Here is a 17,961-nt window from a genome sequence, read left to right on the forward strand (position 1 = left end):
GTTCATTAAATAAAGATATTAGATGAAAATCAAATTCAAACTAAATCAGTGTTATCTGTTTCAAATAATATTAGGAGGTCTTTATTTAATGATTATAGTATACACACCTAACCTTAAATAGAACTTAAAGTTTCTCCTAATCTATTAATTTTTAAAACTATGGATTGGTGCTGGGATTTGTCCCCCACGAGAGATGAAATCAACAGACGAAGCCCCATTGACTTTCATAACAGGCGCAGTTCCTAATAGGCCACCAAACTCAATCATGTCGCCTTCTTTTCCTTTTGGAATAATACGAACAGCTGTTGTTTTCATGTTAATGACACCAATTGCAGCTTCATCTGCAATCATAGCCGCAATGGTTTCAGCAGGTGTATCCTCCGGAATGGCAATCATATCCAAGCCAACGGAACAGATAGCCGTCATAGCTTCTAGTTTTTCCAGATTAAGAGAGCCATTTTGCACTGCAGCAATCATTCCTTCATCCTCTGAAACAGGGATAAAGGCACCAGACAAACCACCAACTTGGTTGCAGGCCATAACTCCGCCCTTCTTAACTTGGTCATTCAAGAGAGCCAAGGCAGCCGTCGTCCCATGCGTACCAACTGTTTCTATCCCCATTTCTTCAAGGACACGTGCAACAGAATCTCCAACCGCAGGAGTTGGCGCCAAGCTCAAGTCCACAATACCAAATTCCACACCCAGTCTCTCACTGGCCATTTGACCAACCAATTGACCGATACGAGTGATTTTAAAGGCAGTTTTCTTAACTGTTTCGGCTACTACATCAAAGCTCTGTCCACGAACTTTTTCCAAGGCACGTTTCACCACACCAGGACCGGAAACTCCAACATTGATGATAACATCTGCCTCCCCAACACCATGGAAGGCACCCGCCATAAATGGATTGTCCTCAACAGCATTAGCGAATACAACCAACTTAGCTGCCCCCATATCAGATAGAGTTGCCGTTTCCTTGATAATTCGTCCCATATCTGCCACAGCCGTCATATTGATACCAGACTTGGTTGAGCCAATATTAACTGACGAGCAAACCTTATCCGTTTCAGCCAAAGCACGAGGAATTGAATTGATGAGAATCTCATCTCCCTTTTGATACCCTTTTTGTACCAAGGCAGAAAAACCACCAATAAAGTCCACACCAATCTCTTTCGCAGCCTTATCAAGCGCTTTTGCCAGAACCACATAGTCTGTCGCATCTGTCGCTGCTCCAATCAGAGAAATAGGAGTCACCGATACACGCTTATTAACGATAGGAATTCCCAACTCAGCTGCAATTTCGTCACCAACAGCCACTAAATTAGCTGCCTTGGTCGTAATCTTTTGATAAATTTTCTCCGCAGCACGATTAATATCTGGATCGATACAGTCTAATAGAGAAATCCCCATGGTAATAGTTCTGATATCAAAGTTCTGCTCCTCAATCATAGCAATGGTTTCAGTAACTTGTCTAATATCCATGTGCACCTCCTAGATGTTATACATAGCTTCGAAAATGGCTGCACTCTGAATATTAATTTTTACATTCAAAGTTTGCCCAAAAGCTTCGAATTCATTACGAAGGCGTGTAAAATCTTGCTTTTCATCACTAGAGACGACAGCCATCATCGTAAAATATTCATCCAAGACAGTTTGAGAGATATCGTCAATATTCAATCCTAATTCTGCAATTTTACTAGAAACACCTGCAACAATTCCAGATTTATCTTTACCAACAACAGTTATAATCGCTTTCATAAGCAAACTCCAATTCTTCTTTTAATAGGAAACCTGAATATTAAACAGGATTCTTTTCAAATAGTATAGCATAATTCTAACTAAAATACTCAAAAACGCCTGCTTACGAAGTTGTTCTTAAGAAAAAAACAATTTCGTAAACAAGCGTCTACTATCCCAACTTATGATGAGTGTTCCCGCTAGGACCGAAATCCTAGCGGTAGACCAGAGCTAGACTAAGAGCACAAGACTCCATCATCATAACACTCAACAAAATTGATGATTTTATACTAATTCGATGATCGCCATTGGCGCTGCATCACCACGACGTGGTTCAGTTTTAAGGATACGAGTGTATCCACCGTTACGTTCAGCATAACGAGGTGCGATTTCTGAGAACAATTTTTGAAGTGCTGTAGTAGAAGTGTACTTATCAGTTGCTTCATCATAGTTTTCAGATGCGATTTCATTACGTACGAAAGCAGCTGCTTGACGACGTGCATGCAAATCACCACGTTTACCTAGAGTAATCATTTTTTCAACAGTTTTACGGATTTCTTTAGCACGAGCTTCAGTTGTCACGATTGATTCGTTGATCAAAAGGTCAGTTGTCAAATCGCGAAGCATTGCTTTACGTTGTGAGCTAGTGCGTCCTAGTTTACGGTAAGCCATGTATTCCTCCTTTATTTATCTTTTAATCCAAGACCCAAATCAATGAGTTTGAGTTTCACTTCTTCCAAACTCTTGCGTCCAAGATTTCGTACTTTCATCATCTCTGCTTCAGATTTTTCTGTCAAATCATGCACAGTATTGATACCGGCACGTTTCAAACAGTTGTATGAACGCACAGACAAGTCCAGTTCCTCAATCGTACGATCCAAAATACGGTCGTCAGATTCAGTGTCAGCTTCTTTCATCACTTCAGTTGACTTAGCAATCTCAGTAAGATTTGTAAACAAATCAAGATGTTCTGTCAAAATACGTGCTGAAAGCCCTAAAGCATCTTCTGGAATAATTGTTCCATTTGTCAAGATTTCAAGGGTTAATTTGTCAAAACCATCGTTGCTACCTACACGAGCAGGTTCCACTTGATAGTTGACTTTTGTAACTGGTGTATAAATAGAATCTACAGCAAGTGTTCCAACTGGTGCATTATCTTTTTTATTTTCATCAGCAGGTACATATCCACGACCACTGTTAACAGTCATAGTCGCTTTTAGAGAAGAACCTTCACCGATTGTAAAGAGATAATGATCTGGATTTACAATTTCAATATCGCTATCTGTCAAAATGTCACCAGCTGTTACTTCAGCAGGACCTTCAACATCCAGTTCGATGATTTTTTCGTCTTCAACGTACGATTTCACTGCAATTCCTTTAATGTTCAGAATGATTTGCATCACGTCTTCACGAACACCTGGAACTGTGTCAAACTCATGTAACACACCATCAATATTGATAGATGTCACAGCTGCTCCTGGTAGAGAAGCTAGAAGTACACGACGAAGAGAGTTACCAAGAGTTGTACCGTAGCCACGTTCAAGTGGTTCGATTACAAACTTGCCATAATCTTTATTTTCATCAATTTTTGTTATATTTGGTTTTTCAAACTCGATCATTTAGTTACTCCCTCTTAAACGAAAAGCAGTGTAATGCGATGATTATACACGGCGACGTTTTGGAGGACGAGCACCATTGTGTGGCACTGGAGTCACATCACGAATTGCTGTTACTTCAAGACCAGCGGCAGCAAGCGCACGAATAGCTGACTCACGACCAGAACCTGGACCTTTTACAGTAACTTCAACTGATTTAAGACCGTGTTCTTGTGCAGATTTAGCAGCAGCTTCAGAAGCCATTTGAGCAGCGAATGGTGTAGATTTACGAGAACCTTTGAAACCAAGAGCACCAGCTGATGACCAAGCAATTGCATTACCATGCACATCAGTAATCATAACAATAGTGTTATTAAATGTAGCGTGAATATGAGCAATACCAGATTCGATATTCTTTTTCACACGACGTTTACGTGTTGGTTTAGCCAAGACTTTTACCTCCTATATTATTTTTTCTTACCAGCAATCGCAACAGCTTTACCTTTACGAGTGCGAGCGTTGTTTTTAGTGTTTTGTCCACGGACAGGAAGTCCACGACGGTGACGGATACCACGGTATGAACCGATTTCCATCAAACGTTTGATGTTCAAGTTTACTTCACGACGAAGGTCACCTTCAACTTTGATTGCATCCACTTCACGACGGATAGCATCTTCTTGATCTGATGTAAGATCACGTACACGAACATCTTCTGAGATTCCAGCAGCAGCCAAAATTTTCTTAGATGTTGCAAGTCCGATACCATAAACATAAGTCAATGAGATTACTACGCGTTTGTCATTTGGAATGTCAACTCCAGCAATACGAGCCATGTTTTCTCCTTTCTATCTTATCCTTGACGTTGTTTGTGTTTTGGATTTGCTGGGCAAATTACCATAACACGACCATTACGACGAATAACTTTACAGTATTCGCAAATTGGTTTGACCGATGGTCTTACTTTCATTTCTTATCCCTCCAAGTTTTTCGATTATTTAAAGCGGTAAGTGATACGTCCACGTGTCAAGTCATATGGACTCATTTCGACAGTAACACGATCTCCCGCTAAAATACGAATATAGTTTTTACGAATTTTACCAGAAACTGTTGCTAAAATCTGATGTCCATTTTCAAGTTCAACCGTAAACATTGCATTCGGCATTGTATCAACTACTTTGCCTTCAACTTCAATCACATCGTCTTTTGCCACGCAAAAGCACCTCCATAAATTTCGATTCGATGTCTCTAGACACAGAGACAACAATTATAAGTCAGACTATCTCAGTATAACATTTGTAGCGGATTTTTGCAAGTGTGAAAAACGCTTTATTTCAAATTTGTCAATACTTTTTCGATATCTGAGAAGACATCATTGATATCTTGATTACCTTCGATGTCATGAACCAAACCTTTGGCACGGTAGTGAGCAATGATCGGTTCTCCTTGAGCAATATTTACATCCAAACGACGTTTTACTGTCTCAGGCTTATCATCTTCACGTTGGTAGTAATCTTCTTCTTTATAGTCAACTGGTGGGTTAAAGACCTTGTGGAAAGTTTCTCCAGTTACGCGGTGGATGATACGGCCGCTCAAACGTTCCAAGAGACTATCTGGATTCACTTCAATGTTGATGACACCTTCTAGTTCAATGCCAAGTTCAGCCAATGTTTTGTCCAAGGCATGAGCTTGCTCGATTGTACGTGGATAACCATCCAACAAGAATCCTGTTTCTTTAATATCATCTTGTGAAAGACGTTCTTTTACGATTCCATTTGTAACTTCGTCAGGAACCAATTCACCCTTGTCAATGTATGACTTAGCAAGAACACCCATTTCAGTTTGATTTGCCATAGCAGCCCGGAACATATCACCTGTTGAGATATGTGCAACATGGAATTGTTCTACGATTTTTGCTGCTTGAGTTCCCTTACCTGCACCAGGTAAGCCCATAATCAAAAGATTCATGATTTGATCTCCTTATTTTATTTTTAAATAGAAGCAAAAAGTCTTTTCACCCCTATTTAAAAACAAAATAGAAGAGGGGAGACCAAACTCTCACTAATGTTAGAGTTAAACCTCCACTCCCTCAGCATTTACTGACTCAGTAAATACTTTTATTCTGTTCTGTCCATGAAACCAACATACTTACGTTTCAATAGGTAACCTTCCAATTGTTTGATTCCTTCAATACCTGTAGAGATAATGATCAAAAGACTGGTTCCTCCAAAAGCAACTGCTTCTGAAAGTCCGAAAACATCTTTTGCTACAATCGGTAAAATAGAAATCACACCAAGGAAGAGAGAACCAACAGTTGCAAGACGACGAAGAAGTTTAGACATATATTCTTCTGTACCTTTACCAGGACGAACTCCGTGGATATATGCACCGCTCTTTTGTAGGTTTTCTGCTGCTTTTTCAGGATTAATCTGTACAAACGTATAGAAGAATGTAAAGAGAATAATCAATAAAGCATACATGGCAATACCAGTTGGTGAAGTTGTTGCCAGCATTTCTTGTGCTGTTCTCACCCAAGCCCAATCATGACCTGTAGCGCTCAAAAACTGAAGAATAGCCGCAGGCGCTGCAGTAATCGAACTTGCAAAGATAACAGGGATAACTCCAGCAGGGTTTACCTTCAAAGGAAGGTAAGAGCTAGATGGAGCACCTTGTGCAACCTTAGTATATTGGATTGGAATTTTGTATTCTGCTTGTTGAACATAAGTTGTAAAATAAATAATCAACAATACAGTAATAATCAAAATGATTACGAAAATGATAGATGAGTTGATACGGCTACTTGGGACGTTCACAAAGTAGTCAACATAGATGCCTTGAATCATCTCTGGAATTGAGGCAACAATCCCGGCAAAGATAATCATAGAAACACCATTTCCGTATCCCTTATCTGTAATTTGCTCTCCCAACCAAGTCACAATCATACTACCAGCTGTTAAGATGATACCAATCATGATAAAGACTTGTGGTGTAAGAGCTGTTTTCAACAATTGAGCTCCAGCCAAAGTATTAAAACCAGCTGTAATCCCGATAGATTGCACAAAGGCTAGAACAAGAGCAATATAACGAGTAGCTTGATTTAATTTTCTTCGACCTACTTCCCCTTGTTTACCCCACTCTACAAATTTGGGTAAAATATCCATTTGCAAGAGTTGGACAACGATAGAGGCCGTAATGTAGGGACTAACACCAAGAGCAAAAACTGAAAAGTTTTTCATGGCATTCCCTGACACCAAGCTCAACATGTTTAAGAAGGATAATCCACTTAAAGCATTCAAGCTATTGGCATTCACACCGGGCACTGTAATGCTAGTTCCGATACGAAAAACCAAAACGATAAAAATTGTAAATAAAATTTTTGATCGAACCTGCTTGACTTTAAGAGCTTCTCTTAATAATTTAAAAAACATAGGTCACCTCTCTTAGATGACTTCTACTGAACCACCTTTAGCAGTGATAGCTTCTTCAGCTGATTTAGAGAATTTAGCTGCTTTCACAGTCAATTTCTTAGTCAACTCACCGTTACCAAGAATTTTAATACCTGATTTTTCAGCTTTAACAATTCCTGATTCGATAAGAACAACTGGAGTAACTTCAGCACCATCTTCAAAGACGTTCAATTGGTCAAGGTTCACAATTGCGTATTCTTTAGCATTGATGTTAGTGAATCCACGTTTTGGAAGACGACGGAACAATGGAGTTTGTCCACCTTCAAAACCAAGGCGAACTCCGCCACCGCTACGAGCTTTTTGACCTTTTTGACCACGACCAGATGTTTTACCGTTACCTGATGAAGTACCACGACCAACGCGGTTACGTACTTTACGAGAACCTTCTGCAGGTTTCAATTCATGAAGTTTCATTTTTATTTTCTCCTCTTTTGTAAAATGCTAGCGCCGATAAGGGAGAAAAGGTTGTCTCCCCAATCAACTCGCCTATACGACGTCATCATAGATGACTATATCTAGTTTTAGGGGATGGTATAGTGCACATCCCCTAAAAATTCATTAGTTTACTTCTTCAACTGTTACCAAGTGAGATACTGCAGTGATCATGCCACGGATAGCAGCGTTATCTTCTTTAATAACAGAGCTGTTCAATTTGCCAAGTCCAAGTGCTACAACAGTTTTACGTTGTGATGGAATGCGTCCGATTGGAGACTTAGTCAAAGTAATTTTAATTTGAGCCATTTTATCCCCTTTCTTATGCCAAATCAGAAACTGAAATACCACGAAGGGCAGCAACTTCTTCAGCGCGTTTCAATTGTTTCAAACCTTCAACAGTTGCACGAACAATGTTGATTGGAGTGTTAGAACCAAGTGATTTAGATGTAATATCTGCCACACCTGCCAATTCCACAACGGCACGAACTGCACCACCAGCGGCAACTCCAGAACCTTCTACAGCAGGTTTCAACAATACTTTAGCTCCACCGAATTCTGAAAGAACTTCGTGTGGGATTGTTGTTCCAACCATAGGAACTTCGATCAAGTTTTTCTTAGCATCATCTACTGCTTTACGGATTGCTTCTGGAACTTCTTGAGCTTTACCAGTACCAAATCCTACGCGACCGTTGTGGTCACCAACAACAACAAGAGCTGCGAAACGAAGACGACGTCCACCTTTAACAACTTTTGTAACACGGTTGACAGCAACTACGCGTTCTTCTAATTCAACTGCATTGTCTTTAAATGCCATTTTCTAGTGTCCTCCTATTAGAATTTCAATCCGTTTTCACGAGCTGCATCAGCCAAAGCTTTCACACGTCCGTGATATAGATATCCACCGCGGTCGAACACCACTTCTGAAATACCTTTAGCGTTTGCACGTTCTGCAACGAGTTTACCGACAGCAACGGCTTGTTCAGTTTTAGTTCCTTTTGAAACTTCTTTATCAAGAGTTGAAGCACTTGCGAGCGTTACACCCGCTACGTCATCAATCACTTGAGCGTAGATGCCTGTATTAGAACGGAATACGTTCAAACGTGGGCGATCAGCAGTTCCAGAGAGTTTTCCGCGAACGCGACGGTGGCGTTTTTGGCGGAGTTTGTTTTTATCTGGTTTTGAAATCACAGTTTTCACCTCTTTAGTTTTAAATCGTGTGCTATGCACAAAGTTGGAAAATAGGTTGGTGGTTGAGAATCAACCATTCAACATTATTTACCTGTTTTACCTTCTTTACGGCGAACGAATTCACCAACGTAACGGATACCTTTACCTTTATATGGTTCTGGTGAACGAAGGCTACGTACGTAAGCAGCTGTTTGACCAACTACTTCTTTTGAAATTCCGCTAACAACGATTGTTGTTGGGTTTGGAAGTTCAAAAGTAATTCCTTCTGGAGCTTCAACTTCGTCTGGATGAGATTTACCAACAGCCAAAACAAGTTTAGATCCTTGAAGTTGTGCACGGTAACCAACCCCGCGCATTTCAAGTTCTTTCTTGAATCCTTCTGATACACCAACAACCATGTTGTTCAAAAGGGCACGAGTAGTTCCGTGGATAGTTTTCATTTCTTTTGAATCGTTTGGACGGTGAAGAGTTACTTCAGTACCTTCCACACGGATTTCAATATCTTTTGAGAACTCACGAGTAAGTTCTCCTTTAGGTCCTTTTACAGTTACAACGTTGTCATTGTTAGTGAGTTCAACACCAGCAGGCAACACGATAACTTTATTACCAATACGTGACATATTTATTTTCTCCTGTTAAATTGTCAGGCCAGAATGGCCAGTTTTCACGGGGTTCAATCGATTTCTCGATTTAAAGGAACATTTAGGTTTCAATTTCAAAGTGAATCTAGGCATCGTCTCGCAGGCATAACTTTGGGTTAGGCAAGAGACGATAACGAAGAGTCACAAAGAAATTGGGAGCTAAATATTACCAAACGTAAGCGATAACTTCCCCACCAACATTCTTTTGGCGTGCTTCTTTATCAGTAAGCAAACCTTCAGAAGTTGAAAGGATAGCAATTCCAAGTCCGTTAAGAACTTTTGGAAGGTCTTCACGTTTTTTGTAGACACGAAGTCCTGGTTTAGAAACACGTTTCAAGTTAGTGATAACTTTTTCACCGTTTGGTCCGTATTTAAGGAATACACGGATGATGCCTTGTTTGTCATCTTCGATGATTTCAACGTTTTTTACAAAACCTTCGCGTTTAAGGATTTCAGCAATACCTTTTTTGATGTTTGATGCAGGTACTTCAAGTACTTCGTGTTTAGCTTGGTTAGCGTTACGAATACGAGTTAGGAAGTCTGCGATTGGGTCAGTCATAACCATTTTGTTTTTCTCCTCTTACTAGTAGTTTGCAAGTTGCACTTGCTAGTTAATACATGATACAAAGAGCGTAAGAGCAAGAGCAAAAATAGGCAATTTGATGCAGGAGCGATGCTCCAAAGAAAATTGGTCTTTTTTGCTAAAGCTGTAGCTCGTGTTCAAATTGGCAAGTCCAACTGAACCCGGGCTAAACTCTGTGTGAAAAAGATAAACTTTCCTAGAAACTTCAGTTTCTTCGTCAAGTTTCCTATTTTCACTTAGAGTTTTGACGCCCTTGATATCTTAAATTACCAAGATGCTTTTGTTACACCAGGAATTTGTCCTTTGTAAGCTAATTCACGGAAGCAAACACGGCAAAGTTTAAATTTGCGGTAAACTGAATGTGGACGACCACATTTTTCACAACGAGTATAAGCTTGAGTAGAGAACTTCGCTGGACGTTTGTTCTTAGCAATCATTGATTTTTTAGCCATTAGATTTACCTCCTATATTATTTTGCAAAAGGCATTCCAAGGCCTGTAAGCAATGCACGTGACTCTTCGTCAGTGTTAGCAGTTGTTACGATAACGATGTCAAGACCACGAGTTTTGTCAACGTCATCGAAGTTGATTTCTGGGAAGATCAATTGTTCTTTCACACCAAGTGTGTAGTTTCCGCGTCCGTCAAATGATTTTGTTGGAACACCGTGGAAGTCACGTACACGTGGAAGTGAAACTGAAACCAATTTATCCAAGAATTCGTACATACGTTCACCACGAAGGGTAACTTTTGCACCGATCGCAACACCTTCACGAAGACGGAAGCCGGCGATTGATTTTTTAGCTTTAGTGATAAGTGGTTTTTGACCTGAGATAAGGGCCAATTCTTCAGCAGCTTTTTCAAGACTTTTAGCGTTTGATACAGCTTCACCAACACCCATGTTCAAAACGATCTTATCTACTTTAGGCACAGCCATCACTGATGAGTAGTTGAATTGTTCTGTCAAAGCAGGAACTACTTCATTAAGATATTTTTCTTTTAAACGATTTGCCATTATACTTCTCCTTTCCTTCGTGATTAATCAAGCACTTCGCCTGATTTTTTGTTGTAGCGAACTTTTTTACCGTCTACAAATTTGTAACCAACACGACCAGCTACACCATTTTTGTCCAAAACTTGAACGTTTGATACGTGGATAGCTGCTTCTTTCTCGATGATACCACCTTGAGGAAGCTCGTTAGTTGGACGTTGGTGTTTCTTAACAATGTTAACACCTTCAACGATAACTTTGTTTACTTTTGGAAGGGCAGTAAGGACAACAGCTTCTGTTCCCTTATCTTTACCAGCGATTACGCGAACTTTGTCGCCTTTTTTTACAAACATTAGGTTTCTCCTTGATTTTTCTTACGCCCATAAGGGCACCCTGGAGGTAAATCCAGGGGACTAGTTTGTTTCTAAAAATTAAAGTACTTCTGGAGCAAGTGACACGATCTTCATGAAGCCACCTTCACGCAATTCACGTGCAACTGGACCAAAGATACGTGTTCCGCGAGGAGTTTTGTCTTCACGGATGATAACTGCTGCGTTTTCGTCAAATTTGATGTATGAACCATCAGCACGACGAGCACCTGATTTAGTACGAACGATAACTGCTTTAACAACGTCACCTTTTTTAACCGCACCACCAGGAGTAGCTTGTTTTACAGATGCCACAATAACATCACCGATGTTTGCAAATTTACGTCCTGAACCACCAAGAACTTTGATAGTCAAGATTTCGCGAGCACCGCTGTTGTCTGCGACTTTCAAACGAGTTTCTGTTTGAATCATTTCAGTTTTCTCCTTTCAGGTTTGATTAGATGATGACCGCTTCTTCAACAACTTCTACAAGACGGAAACGTTTTGTAGCTGAAAGCGGACGAGTTTCCATGATACGTACGATATCGCCTTCTTTGGCAACATTGTTTTCATCATGAGCTTTGTATTTTTTAGAGTAGTTAATACGTTTACCATAGACTGGGTGGTTACGTTTTGTTTCAACTACAACTGTGATTGTCTTGTCCATTTTGTCAGATACAACACGTCCAACAAGAACTTTACGATTATTGCGTTCCATTGAAATTTCTCCTTCCCTAGTCTATTATTTCGCTTCAGATTGAACTGTTTTGATACGAGCGATTTGTTTTTTAACTTCTTTCAAGCGAGCTGTTTGTTCCAATTGACCAGTAGCAGCTTGGAAACGAAGTTCAAACAATTCTTTTTTCAATTCGTTTTCGCGCTTCGCGAGTTCTTCTTGAGAAAGACCACGAAGTTCTTTAACAAATTCTTTTACTTCATTAAGTTTCATGCCTTCTCCTTATTCTGCTTCACGTTTTACGAATTTACATTTAACTGGCAATTTGTGGCTAGCAAGACGAAGCGCTTCGCGTGCAATCTCTTCAGATACACCAGCAATTTCGAACATCACTTTACCACGTTTAACTGGTGCTACCCAACCTTCAGGTGCCCCTTTACCAGATCCCATACGCACACCGATAGCTTTAGCAGTGTATGATTTGTGTGGGAAGATTTTAATCCAAACTTTACCACCACGTTTCATGTAACGAGTCATGGCGATACGAGCAGCTTCGATTTGGCGGTTAGTGATCCAGTGGCTAGTTGTAGCTTGAAGACCGTATTCACCGAATGCTACTTCTTTTCCACCTTTTGCTTCACCGCGCATTTTTCCACGGAATTCACGACGGTGTTTAACACGTTTAGGTACTAACATTGGTTATTTACCTCCTTTAGTGTTTTTGCGAGCTGGAAGAACTTCACCACGGTAGATCCATACTTTAACACCAAGTTTACCGTATGTAGTATCTGCTTCTTCCCAAGCGTAATCGATATCTGCACGAAGTGTGTGAAGTGGAACAGTTCCTTCAGAGTATCCTTCAGCACGGGCGATATCTGCACCGTTCAAACGACCTGATACTTGAGTTTTGATTCCTTTAGCTCCAGCACGCATTGCACGTTGGATTGCTTGTTTTTGTGCACGACGGAAAGCAACACGTTGCTCCAATTGACGAGCAATTCCTTCACCTACAAGGTGAGCATCCAAATCAGGTTGTTTGATTTCGATGATGTTGATGTGTACTTGTTTTCCAGTCAATTTGTTAAGTTTTGCGCGGAGTGCATCAACGTTAGCACCACCTTTACCGATAACCATACCTGGTTTAGCAGTGTGAAGTGAAACGTTAACTTTGTTTACTGCGCGTTCGATTTCGATAGTTGAAACTGCTGCGTCAGCAAGTTCTTTTTGAACGAATTTACGGATTGCAAGATCTTCATGAAGGTAATCCGCGTATTCTTTTTCAGCATACCATTTGGCATCCCAATCACGGATGATGCCGACACGCATACCAATTGGATGTACTTTTTGACCCACGATTTTACCTCCTTATTTTTCTGCAACAGCTACAGTGATGTGAGCTGTACGTTTGTTGATTGGTGAAGCTGAACCTTTCGCACGTGGACGGAAACGTTTCATAGTTGGTCCTTCGTTTGCGAATGCTTCAGATACTACCAAGTTAGCTTTATCCAAACCAAAGTTGTTTTCAGCGTTAGCTACAGCTGAGTTCAAAACTTTCAAGATGATTTCAGCAGCTTTGTTTGGAGTGAATGTCAAGATTGCGATTGCATCGGCTACGCTTTTACCACGGATGTTATCAAGAACAAGACGTGATTTACGAGGTGAAACACGTACTGTACGAGCCATTGCTTTAGCTGAAGTAATTTCTGCCATTTATGTTCTCCTTATTTTCTACGTGTTTTCTTGTCGTCTGCAGCGTGACCTTTGTAAGTACGAGTTGGTGCAAATTCACCAAGTTTGTGACCTACCATGTCTTCTTGGATGTAAACAGGTACGTGTTTACGTCCGTCATAAACTGCAATAGTGTAACCAATGAAACTTGGGAAGATCGTTGAACGACGTGACCAAGTTTTAATAACTTTTTTCTTTTCGTCGTTAGCTTGAGCTTCAACTTTTTTCATCAAATGCTCATCGACGAAAGGTCCTTTTTTAAGACTGCGTCCCATTTTTATATTTTCTCCTTTAAATGTTGTACCACAGCGGCTTGCGCTCCTATGGAGCGCTACCGAGCTGGCGGATTTACTAGTTGCTTAAGCGACTAGTTTAATATTATTTCTCGTTGCGACGACGAACGATAAGTTTGTCAGATTTCGCTTTCTTGTTACGAGTTTTAAGACCAAGAGCAGGTTTGCCCCATGGAGTAGATGGTGCTTTACGACCAACTGGTGCTTTACCTTCACCACCACCGTGTGGGTGATCGTTAGGGTTCATTACAGAACCACGAACTGTTGGGCGGATACCTTTCCAACGGCTACGTCCTGCTTTACCAAGGTTTACAAGTCCGTGTTGTTCGTTTCCGACAACACCAACTGTAGCACGGCAAGTTCCAAGAATCATACGAACTTCACCTGATTGAAGACGAACAAGAACGTATTTACCTTCAGAACCCAATACTTGAGCAGATGCACCAGCAGCACGTACCAATTCACCACCACGACCAGGTTTCAACTCGATGTTGTGGATCAAAGTACCAACTGGGATGTTAGCAAGTGGAAGAGCGTTTCCGACTTTGATATCTGCTTCTGGGCCTGAAACGATACGTTGACCTACTTCAAGACCTTTTGGAGCGATGATGTATGCTTTCACACCGTCAGTGTAGTGTACAAGAGCGATGTTTGCAGAACGGTTTGGATCGTACTCGATTGTTTTAACAACTGCTTCAACGTTGTCTTTGTTACGTTTGAAGTCAACCAAACGGTAGAAACGTTTATGTCCACCACCTTGGTGACGAACTGTGATACGACCGTTGTTGTTACGACCAGCCTTGCTCTTCAATGCAACAAGCAATGATTTTTCAGGAGTGCTTGTTGTGATTTCAGCGAAATCCAAAGAAGTCATATTACGGCGACCGTTTGTTGTTGGTTTATAAACACGAATTCCCACGATATTTCCTCCTTAGATTATTCAGCTTCAGCAGCAAACAACTCGATTGCTTTAGAATCAGCTGTAAGTGTGATGATAGCTTTTTTAGTTTTGTTAGTAAAACCAGTGTAACGTCCAACACGTTTAGCTTTTGGTTTTACGTTGATTGTGTTAACATTAGCAACTTTAACACCTTCGAAAGCAGCTTCAACAGCTTGCTTGATCAAAAGTTTGTGTGCACGAGTGTCAACTTCAAATACATATTTTCCTGCTTCAAGTTGAGCCATTGAGCTTTCAGTGATTACAGGTTTTTTGATAACATCATACAAATTCATTATGCAAGAACCTCCTCGATTTTAGAGATAGCTGCTTGAGTAACAAGAAGTTTGTCACTATTTGCGATGTCAAGAACACTTGCAGTTGTAGCAGTCGCAACTTTCACGTTTGGAAGGTTACGAGCTGAAAGAGCTGCGAATTCGTTTCCTTCTTCAAGAATAACAAGGACTTTAGAATCGATGCTCAAAGCTGCAAGAACTTTTGCAAATTCAGCAGTTTTTGGAGCTGTAAATTCAAGAGAATCAACGGCTACAAATTTATTTTCAGCAACTTTTTCTGAGTAAACAGATTTAAGCGCAAGGCGACGAACTTTTTGAGGAAGTTTGTACGCATAGCTACGTGGAGTTGGTCCGAAGACGATTCCACCACCACGCCATTGTGGAGAGCGGATAGAACCTTGACGAGCACGTCCAGTTCCTTTTTGACGCCATGGTTTGCGTCCGCCACCTGAAACAGCTGAGCGGTTTTTAACTGCGTGAGTTCCTTGACGAAGGCTAGCACGTTGGCTGATAATCACATCAAACACAACAGATTGGTTTGGTTCGATACCAAAGATTGCATCGTTAAGAACAACTTCGCCCGCTTGTTTACCAGTTTGGTCGAATAATGTTACATTTGCCATTTTGACTGTATTCCCCTTTCCTTATTATTTACCAGCTTTAACTGCTGACTTGATAGTGATAAGAGATTTCTTAGCACCTGGTACGTTACCTTTGATAAGGATAACGTTCTTTTCTGGAACAACTTGTACAACTTCAAGGTTTTGAATTGTTACGCGGTCGCCACCCATACGTCCTGCAAGGTTTTTACCTTTGAATACGCGGTTAGGTGCAACAGGTCCCATAGAACCTGGACGACGGTGGTAACGAGAACCGTGAGCCATTGGTCCACGTGATTGTCCGTGGCGCTTGATAACACCTTGGAAACCTTTACCTTTAGAAGTACCAGTTACGTCAACAACGTCTCCAGCTGCGAAGGTTTCAACTGTGATTTCAGCACCAACTTCCAAGCCTTCAACGTTTTTGAATTCACGAATGAAGCGCTTAGGAGCCGTGTTAGCTTTCGCTACATGTCCTTTAGCAGGTTTGTTGCTCAATACTTCGCGTTTGTCATCGAAACCAACTTGGATAGCGTTGTATCCGTCTGTTTCAACAGTTTTAACTTGAAGAACAACGTTTGGAGTTGCTTCAATAACTGTTACAGGGATCAATTCGCCAGCTTCAGTGAAGATTTGAGTCATTCCCACTTTTTTCCCTAAGATTCCTTTTGTCATGAGAAAATAGTTCCTTTTCTATATTTTTTATTCAAAAAGTTTTTAACGAGCGTTTTTTATGCTCAAGGTATCAAGCTTTAGATTAAAGTTTGATTTCTACGTTTACACCACTTGGAAGATCCAATTTCATCAACGCATCAACTGTTTTTTGAGTTGGGTTAACGATATCGATCAAACGTTTGTGTGTACGCATTTCAAATTGTTCGCGAGAGTCTTTGTATTTGTGAGTCGCACGAATGATTGTGTAGAGGCTACGTTCAGTTGGAAGTGGGATTGGACCCGCAACTTGTGCACCTGTACGAGTAGCTGATTCTACGATTTTTGCAGCCGCTGTGTCAAGCGTACGGTGTTCGTAAGCTTTCAAACGGATACGGATTTTTTTGTTTGCCATCTTTTTCTCCTTTTCGTCTATTTAAGATAATAGGCTAGCTCCACAAGAAAACCGACGCGGTGTTGCGTGGCAATGCAACCGAGCGTGTCGCAACCTCTTGCATCAAAGCTAAGGCTGTAATTTACAGCACCATAATAGAATAACACAAAGCCCCTGCGATTGCAAGGGATTTGTTGCTGTTTTTTAAATTTTTTAACATGAAAATGTTTTCTTTTTTGACAGGTCATTTATTTAAGTATTTTTATAGAAGAAAGTTACTCTCTCTTCACCTGTTCATAGCTTTCTTTTCCATCATTGAGCTTGTCCCAAATCACTACTTGCCCACTTTCGAGCGATTTTTGCACATCGATAATTCGTTGATTGGAAGAACCTCGAAACTGGAGCATGAAATTTCTCTTAGTTCGGTCATACCGTCCATCGACAAGGATGTCAATTAGTGATAAGAGTTCCAGTTTATCTGGAGTTTCCAACATCATTTCTTCCCAAGTGTAGCCGGTCCATGACCAGATGTCCTTGTCTGGCAATTCCTTTCGAATCCGCTTAACGAGAGGCAAGAGAATACCTGTATTGAGAAAAGGCTCCCCTCCCAGCAGGGTCAAGCCTTGAACATAGGGTTGGGCAAGGTCTGACATAATCTGTTCTTCTAATTCTGCTGTATAAGGAATTCCGGCATTGAAGGACCAGGTCGCTACATTATAACACCCCTCGCAGTGAAACATGCAACCTGCTACATAGAGAGAGTTGCGCACGCCTTCTCCGTCCACAAAGTTAAAGGCCTTGTAGTCAATGATACGGCCTTGACTGAGCTCCTCACTTTTCCATTCTTGTGGTTTTGGATTATTCATTCGCTACCTCTATCCAATAACGCTCGACTCCATTACGAACATCCTCAAGGAGCCCACCATTTGCTAGAATGACTGCTCTACTAGCAGGATTATTCACGCTACAGGTAACAAGAGCTTTCTTGATGTTCTTTTCCTTAGCAAGTTGCAAGCCCTGACTGAGAGTTTCTTTAGCATAACCTTTGCCTCTTTCAGACGGTCGGATGGAGTATCCAATGTGGCCAGCATAATTCAGTAAACCCTCATTCAGTCTCAATCGCAGATTCAAAAATCCTAGAGCATGACCTACATCATCAAATGATACAAATTGAATAGAAGGAACACGATTTTCATGCAAGTTTATTCCCATTTCTTTTTGCATATTTGTTTCCAACCATTCTTCATACACAAAGTTCTCTGTATCCCAGAAACCACCGTCGTGAGGCGACTGATATTTTTCAAACTCTGCCATCATCTCTAAAACTGTTTCTTTATCTGCTAATCTTGGTCTGCGTAGTTCCATCCTTACCTCCCACTATGAGAAAA

At 40.8% G+C, this 17,961-nt stretch carries 33 protein-coding genes; all 33 read right to left on the reverse strand.

Annotation, left to right across the window (positions count from 1 at the left end):
- Nucleotides 1–144: 144 nt before the first annotated feature.
- Nucleotides 145–1,482 (reverse strand): PFL family protein, encoded by a 1,338-nt coding sequence (locus N8O80_RS03645; protein ID WP_261026951.1) that lies wholly within the window; start codon nt 1,480–1,482, stop codon nt 145–147.
- A 9-nt stretch (nt 1,483–1,491) separates the two neighbouring features.
- The gene (locus N8O80_RS03650; RefSeq protein WP_261026952.1) at nt 1,492–1,758 is read right to left on the reverse strand and encodes an ACT domain-containing protein; all 267 of its coding nucleotides are present in this window, start codon (nt 1,756–1,758) and stop codon (nt 1,492–1,494) included.
- 264 nt (nt 1,759–2,022) lie between these two features.
- Nucleotides 2,023–2,409 carry a 50S ribosomal protein L17 gene (gene rplQ, locus N8O80_RS03655; protein WP_000331493.1) on the reverse strand — a complete coding sequence of 129 codons (387 nt, stop codon included), beginning with the start codon at nt 2,407–2,409 and terminating at the stop codon, nt 2,023–2,025.
- A gap of 11 nt (nt 2,410–2,420) precedes the next feature.
- Nucleotides 2,421–3,356, reverse strand: coding sequence for a DNA-directed RNA polymerase subunit alpha (locus N8O80_RS03660; protein ID WP_000568988.1), 936 nt, complete (start codon nt 3,354–3,356; stop codon nt 2,421–2,423).
- Nucleotides 3,357–3,398: 42 nt separating this feature from the next.
- Nucleotides 3,399–3,782, reverse strand: coding sequence for a 30S ribosomal protein S11 (gene rpsK / locus N8O80_RS03665; protein ID WP_001118385.1), 384 nt, complete (start codon nt 3,780–3,782; stop codon nt 3,399–3,401).
- A 17-nt stretch (nt 3,783–3,799) separates the two neighbouring features.
- Nucleotides 3,800–4,165, reverse strand: coding sequence for a 30S ribosomal protein S13 (rpsM, locus tag N8O80_RS03670; RefSeq protein ID WP_000090781.1), 366 nt, complete (start codon nt 4,163–4,165; stop codon nt 3,800–3,802).
- Between the two features lie 17 nt (nt 4,166–4,182).
- Nucleotides 4,183–4,299, reverse strand: coding sequence for a 50S ribosomal protein L36 (gene rpmJ, locus N8O80_RS03675; protein WP_001808836.1), 117 nt, complete (start codon nt 4,297–4,299; stop codon nt 4,183–4,185).
- A gap of 24 nt (nt 4,300–4,323) precedes the next feature.
- Complete coding sequence (infA, locus tag N8O80_RS03680) at nt 4,324–4,542, reverse strand: translation initiation factor IF-1 (RefSeq protein ID WP_001029883.1); 219 nt, start codon at nt 4,540–4,542, stop codon at nt 4,324–4,326.
- Between the two features lie 116 nt (nt 4,543–4,658).
- A complete protein-coding gene (locus tag N8O80_RS03685) occupies nt 4,659–5,297 on the reverse strand; it encodes an adenylate kinase (RefSeq protein ID WP_001050436.1) in 639 nt (212 codons plus the stop codon).
- A 149-nt stretch (nt 5,298–5,446) separates the two neighbouring features.
- On the reverse strand, nt 5,447–6,757 hold the full coding sequence (gene secY / locus N8O80_RS03690) for a preprotein translocase subunit SecY (RefSeq protein ID WP_000465403.1): 1,311 nt from the start codon (nt 6,755–6,757) through the stop codon (nt 5,447–5,449).
- Nucleotides 6,758–6,769: 12 nt separating this feature from the next.
- Nucleotides 6,770–7,210 carry a 50S ribosomal protein L15 gene (gene rplO / locus N8O80_RS03695; protein WP_000766090.1) on the reverse strand — a complete coding sequence of 147 codons (441 nt, stop codon included), beginning with the start codon at nt 7,208–7,210 and terminating at the stop codon, nt 6,770–6,772.
- Between the two features lie 144 nt (nt 7,211–7,354).
- Nucleotides 7,355–7,537, reverse strand: coding sequence for a 50S ribosomal protein L30 (rpmD, locus tag N8O80_RS03700; RefSeq protein WP_000057241.1), 183 nt, complete (start codon nt 7,535–7,537; stop codon nt 7,355–7,357).
- A 13-nt stretch (nt 7,538–7,550) separates the two neighbouring features.
- A complete protein-coding gene (gene rpsE / locus N8O80_RS03705; RefSeq protein WP_000874202.1) occupies nt 7,551–8,045 on the reverse strand; it encodes a 30S ribosomal protein S5 in 495 nt (164 codons plus the stop codon).
- A 17-nt stretch (nt 8,046–8,062) separates the two neighbouring features.
- Nucleotides 8,063–8,419 carry a 50S ribosomal protein L18 gene (rplR, locus tag N8O80_RS03710; RefSeq protein WP_000624044.1) on the reverse strand — a complete coding sequence of 119 codons (357 nt, stop codon included), beginning with the start codon at nt 8,417–8,419 and terminating at the stop codon, nt 8,063–8,065.
- 83 nt (nt 8,420–8,502) lie between these two features.
- A complete protein-coding gene (rplF, locus tag N8O80_RS03715; protein WP_000086640.1) occupies nt 8,503–9,039 on the reverse strand; it encodes a 50S ribosomal protein L6 in 537 nt (178 codons plus the stop codon).
- Nucleotides 9,040–9,226: 187 nt separating this feature from the next.
- Nucleotides 9,227–9,625 carry a 30S ribosomal protein S8 gene (rpsH, locus tag N8O80_RS03720; protein WP_000245504.1) on the reverse strand — a complete coding sequence of 133 codons (399 nt, stop codon included), beginning with the start codon at nt 9,623–9,625 and terminating at the stop codon, nt 9,227–9,229.
- 284 nt (nt 9,626–9,909) lie between these two features.
- A complete protein-coding gene (locus tag N8O80_RS03725) occupies nt 9,910–10,095 on the reverse strand; it encodes a type Z 30S ribosomal protein S14 (RefSeq protein ID WP_001085697.1) in 186 nt (61 codons plus the stop codon).
- Between the two features lie 17 nt (nt 10,096–10,112).
- Nucleotides 10,113–10,655, reverse strand: coding sequence for a 50S ribosomal protein L5 (rplE, locus tag N8O80_RS03730; protein WP_000013542.1), 543 nt, complete (start codon nt 10,653–10,655; stop codon nt 10,113–10,115).
- A gap of 23 nt (nt 10,656–10,678) precedes the next feature.
- On the reverse strand, nt 10,679–10,984 hold the full coding sequence (gene rplX, locus N8O80_RS03735) for a 50S ribosomal protein L24 (protein ID WP_000497691.1): 306 nt from the start codon (nt 10,982–10,984) through the stop codon (nt 10,679–10,681).
- A 78-nt stretch (nt 10,985–11,062) separates the two neighbouring features.
- On the reverse strand, nt 11,063–11,431 hold the full coding sequence (rplN, locus tag N8O80_RS03740; protein WP_000616545.1) for a 50S ribosomal protein L14: 369 nt from the start codon (nt 11,429–11,431) through the stop codon (nt 11,063–11,065).
- A 25-nt stretch (nt 11,432–11,456) separates the two neighbouring features.
- Nucleotides 11,457–11,717: a 30S ribosomal protein S17 gene (rpsQ, locus tag N8O80_RS03745; RefSeq protein ID WP_000440801.1), complete on the reverse strand. Its 261-nt coding sequence runs from the start codon at nt 11,715–11,717 to the stop codon at nt 11,457–11,459.
- A gap of 24 nt (nt 11,718–11,741) precedes the next feature.
- Entirely contained in the window at nt 11,742–11,948 is a 207-nt protein-coding gene (gene rpmC / locus N8O80_RS03750) for a 50S ribosomal protein L29 (RefSeq protein WP_000772918.1), read from the reverse strand.
- A 9-nt stretch (nt 11,949–11,957) separates the two neighbouring features.
- Nucleotides 11,958–12,371 (reverse strand): 50S ribosomal protein L16, encoded by a 414-nt coding sequence (rplP, locus tag N8O80_RS03755; RefSeq protein ID WP_000960946.1) that lies wholly within the window; start codon nt 12,369–12,371, stop codon nt 11,958–11,960.
- Nucleotides 12,372–12,374: 3 nt separating this feature from the next.
- On the reverse strand, nt 12,375–13,028 hold the full coding sequence (rpsC, locus tag N8O80_RS03760; RefSeq protein WP_000529936.1) for a 30S ribosomal protein S3: 654 nt from the start codon (nt 13,026–13,028) through the stop codon (nt 12,375–12,377).
- 12 nt (nt 13,029–13,040) lie between these two features.
- Nucleotides 13,041–13,385 (reverse strand): 50S ribosomal protein L22, encoded by a 345-nt coding sequence (gene rplV / locus N8O80_RS03765; protein ID WP_000818137.1) that lies wholly within the window; start codon nt 13,383–13,385, stop codon nt 13,041–13,043.
- A gap of 11 nt (nt 13,386–13,396) precedes the next feature.
- Nucleotides 13,397–13,678 (reverse strand): 30S ribosomal protein S19, encoded by a 282-nt coding sequence (rpsS, locus tag N8O80_RS03770; RefSeq protein WP_000533766.1) that lies wholly within the window; start codon nt 13,676–13,678, stop codon nt 13,397–13,399.
- A gap of 103 nt (nt 13,679–13,781) precedes the next feature.
- Nucleotides 13,782–14,615 (reverse strand): 50S ribosomal protein L2, encoded by an 834-nt coding sequence (rplB, locus tag N8O80_RS03775; protein WP_000512911.1) that lies wholly within the window; start codon nt 14,613–14,615, stop codon nt 13,782–13,784.
- A gap of 17 nt (nt 14,616–14,632) precedes the next feature.
- Nucleotides 14,633–14,929: a 50S ribosomal protein L23 gene (locus N8O80_RS03780; protein WP_001055347.1), complete on the reverse strand. Its 297-nt coding sequence runs from the start codon at nt 14,927–14,929 to the stop codon at nt 14,633–14,635.
- The gene (rplD, locus tag N8O80_RS03785) at nt 14,929–15,552 is read right to left on the reverse strand and encodes a 50S ribosomal protein L4 (protein ID WP_000024549.1); all 624 of its coding nucleotides are present in this window, start codon (nt 15,550–15,552) and stop codon (nt 14,929–14,931) included. The genes N8O80_RS03780 and rplD overlap by 1 nt, the downstream gene beginning before the upstream one ends.
- 24 nt (nt 15,553–15,576) lie before the next feature.
- A complete protein-coding gene (rplC, locus tag N8O80_RS03790; RefSeq protein WP_000160197.1) occupies nt 15,577–16,203 on the reverse strand; it encodes a 50S ribosomal protein L3 in 627 nt (208 codons plus the stop codon).
- Between the two features lie 82 nt (nt 16,204–16,285).
- Nucleotides 16,286–16,594: a 30S ribosomal protein S10 gene (rpsJ, locus tag N8O80_RS03795; protein WP_001284513.1), complete on the reverse strand. Its 309-nt coding sequence runs from the start codon at nt 16,592–16,594 to the stop codon at nt 16,286–16,288.
- Between the two features lie 254 nt (nt 16,595–16,848).
- Nucleotides 16,849–17,439, reverse strand: a complete 591-nt coding sequence (gene nrdG / locus N8O80_RS03800; protein WP_261026953.1) for an anaerobic ribonucleoside-triphosphate reductase activating protein — start codon at nt 17,437–17,439, stop codon at nt 16,849–16,851.
- The gene (locus tag N8O80_RS03805) at nt 17,432–17,938 is read right to left on the reverse strand and encodes a GNAT family N-acetyltransferase (RefSeq protein ID WP_261026954.1); all 507 of its coding nucleotides are present in this window, start codon (nt 17,936–17,938) and stop codon (nt 17,432–17,434) included. The genes nrdG and N8O80_RS03805 overlap by 8 nt, the downstream gene beginning before the upstream one ends.
- Nucleotides 17,939–17,961: the final 23 nt, after the last annotated feature.

The sequence above is a fragment of the Streptococcus mitis genome (genome assembly GCF_946190155.1).
GTDB lineage: Bacteria > Bacillota > Bacilli > Lactobacillales > Streptococcaceae > Streptococcus > Streptococcus mitis_CL.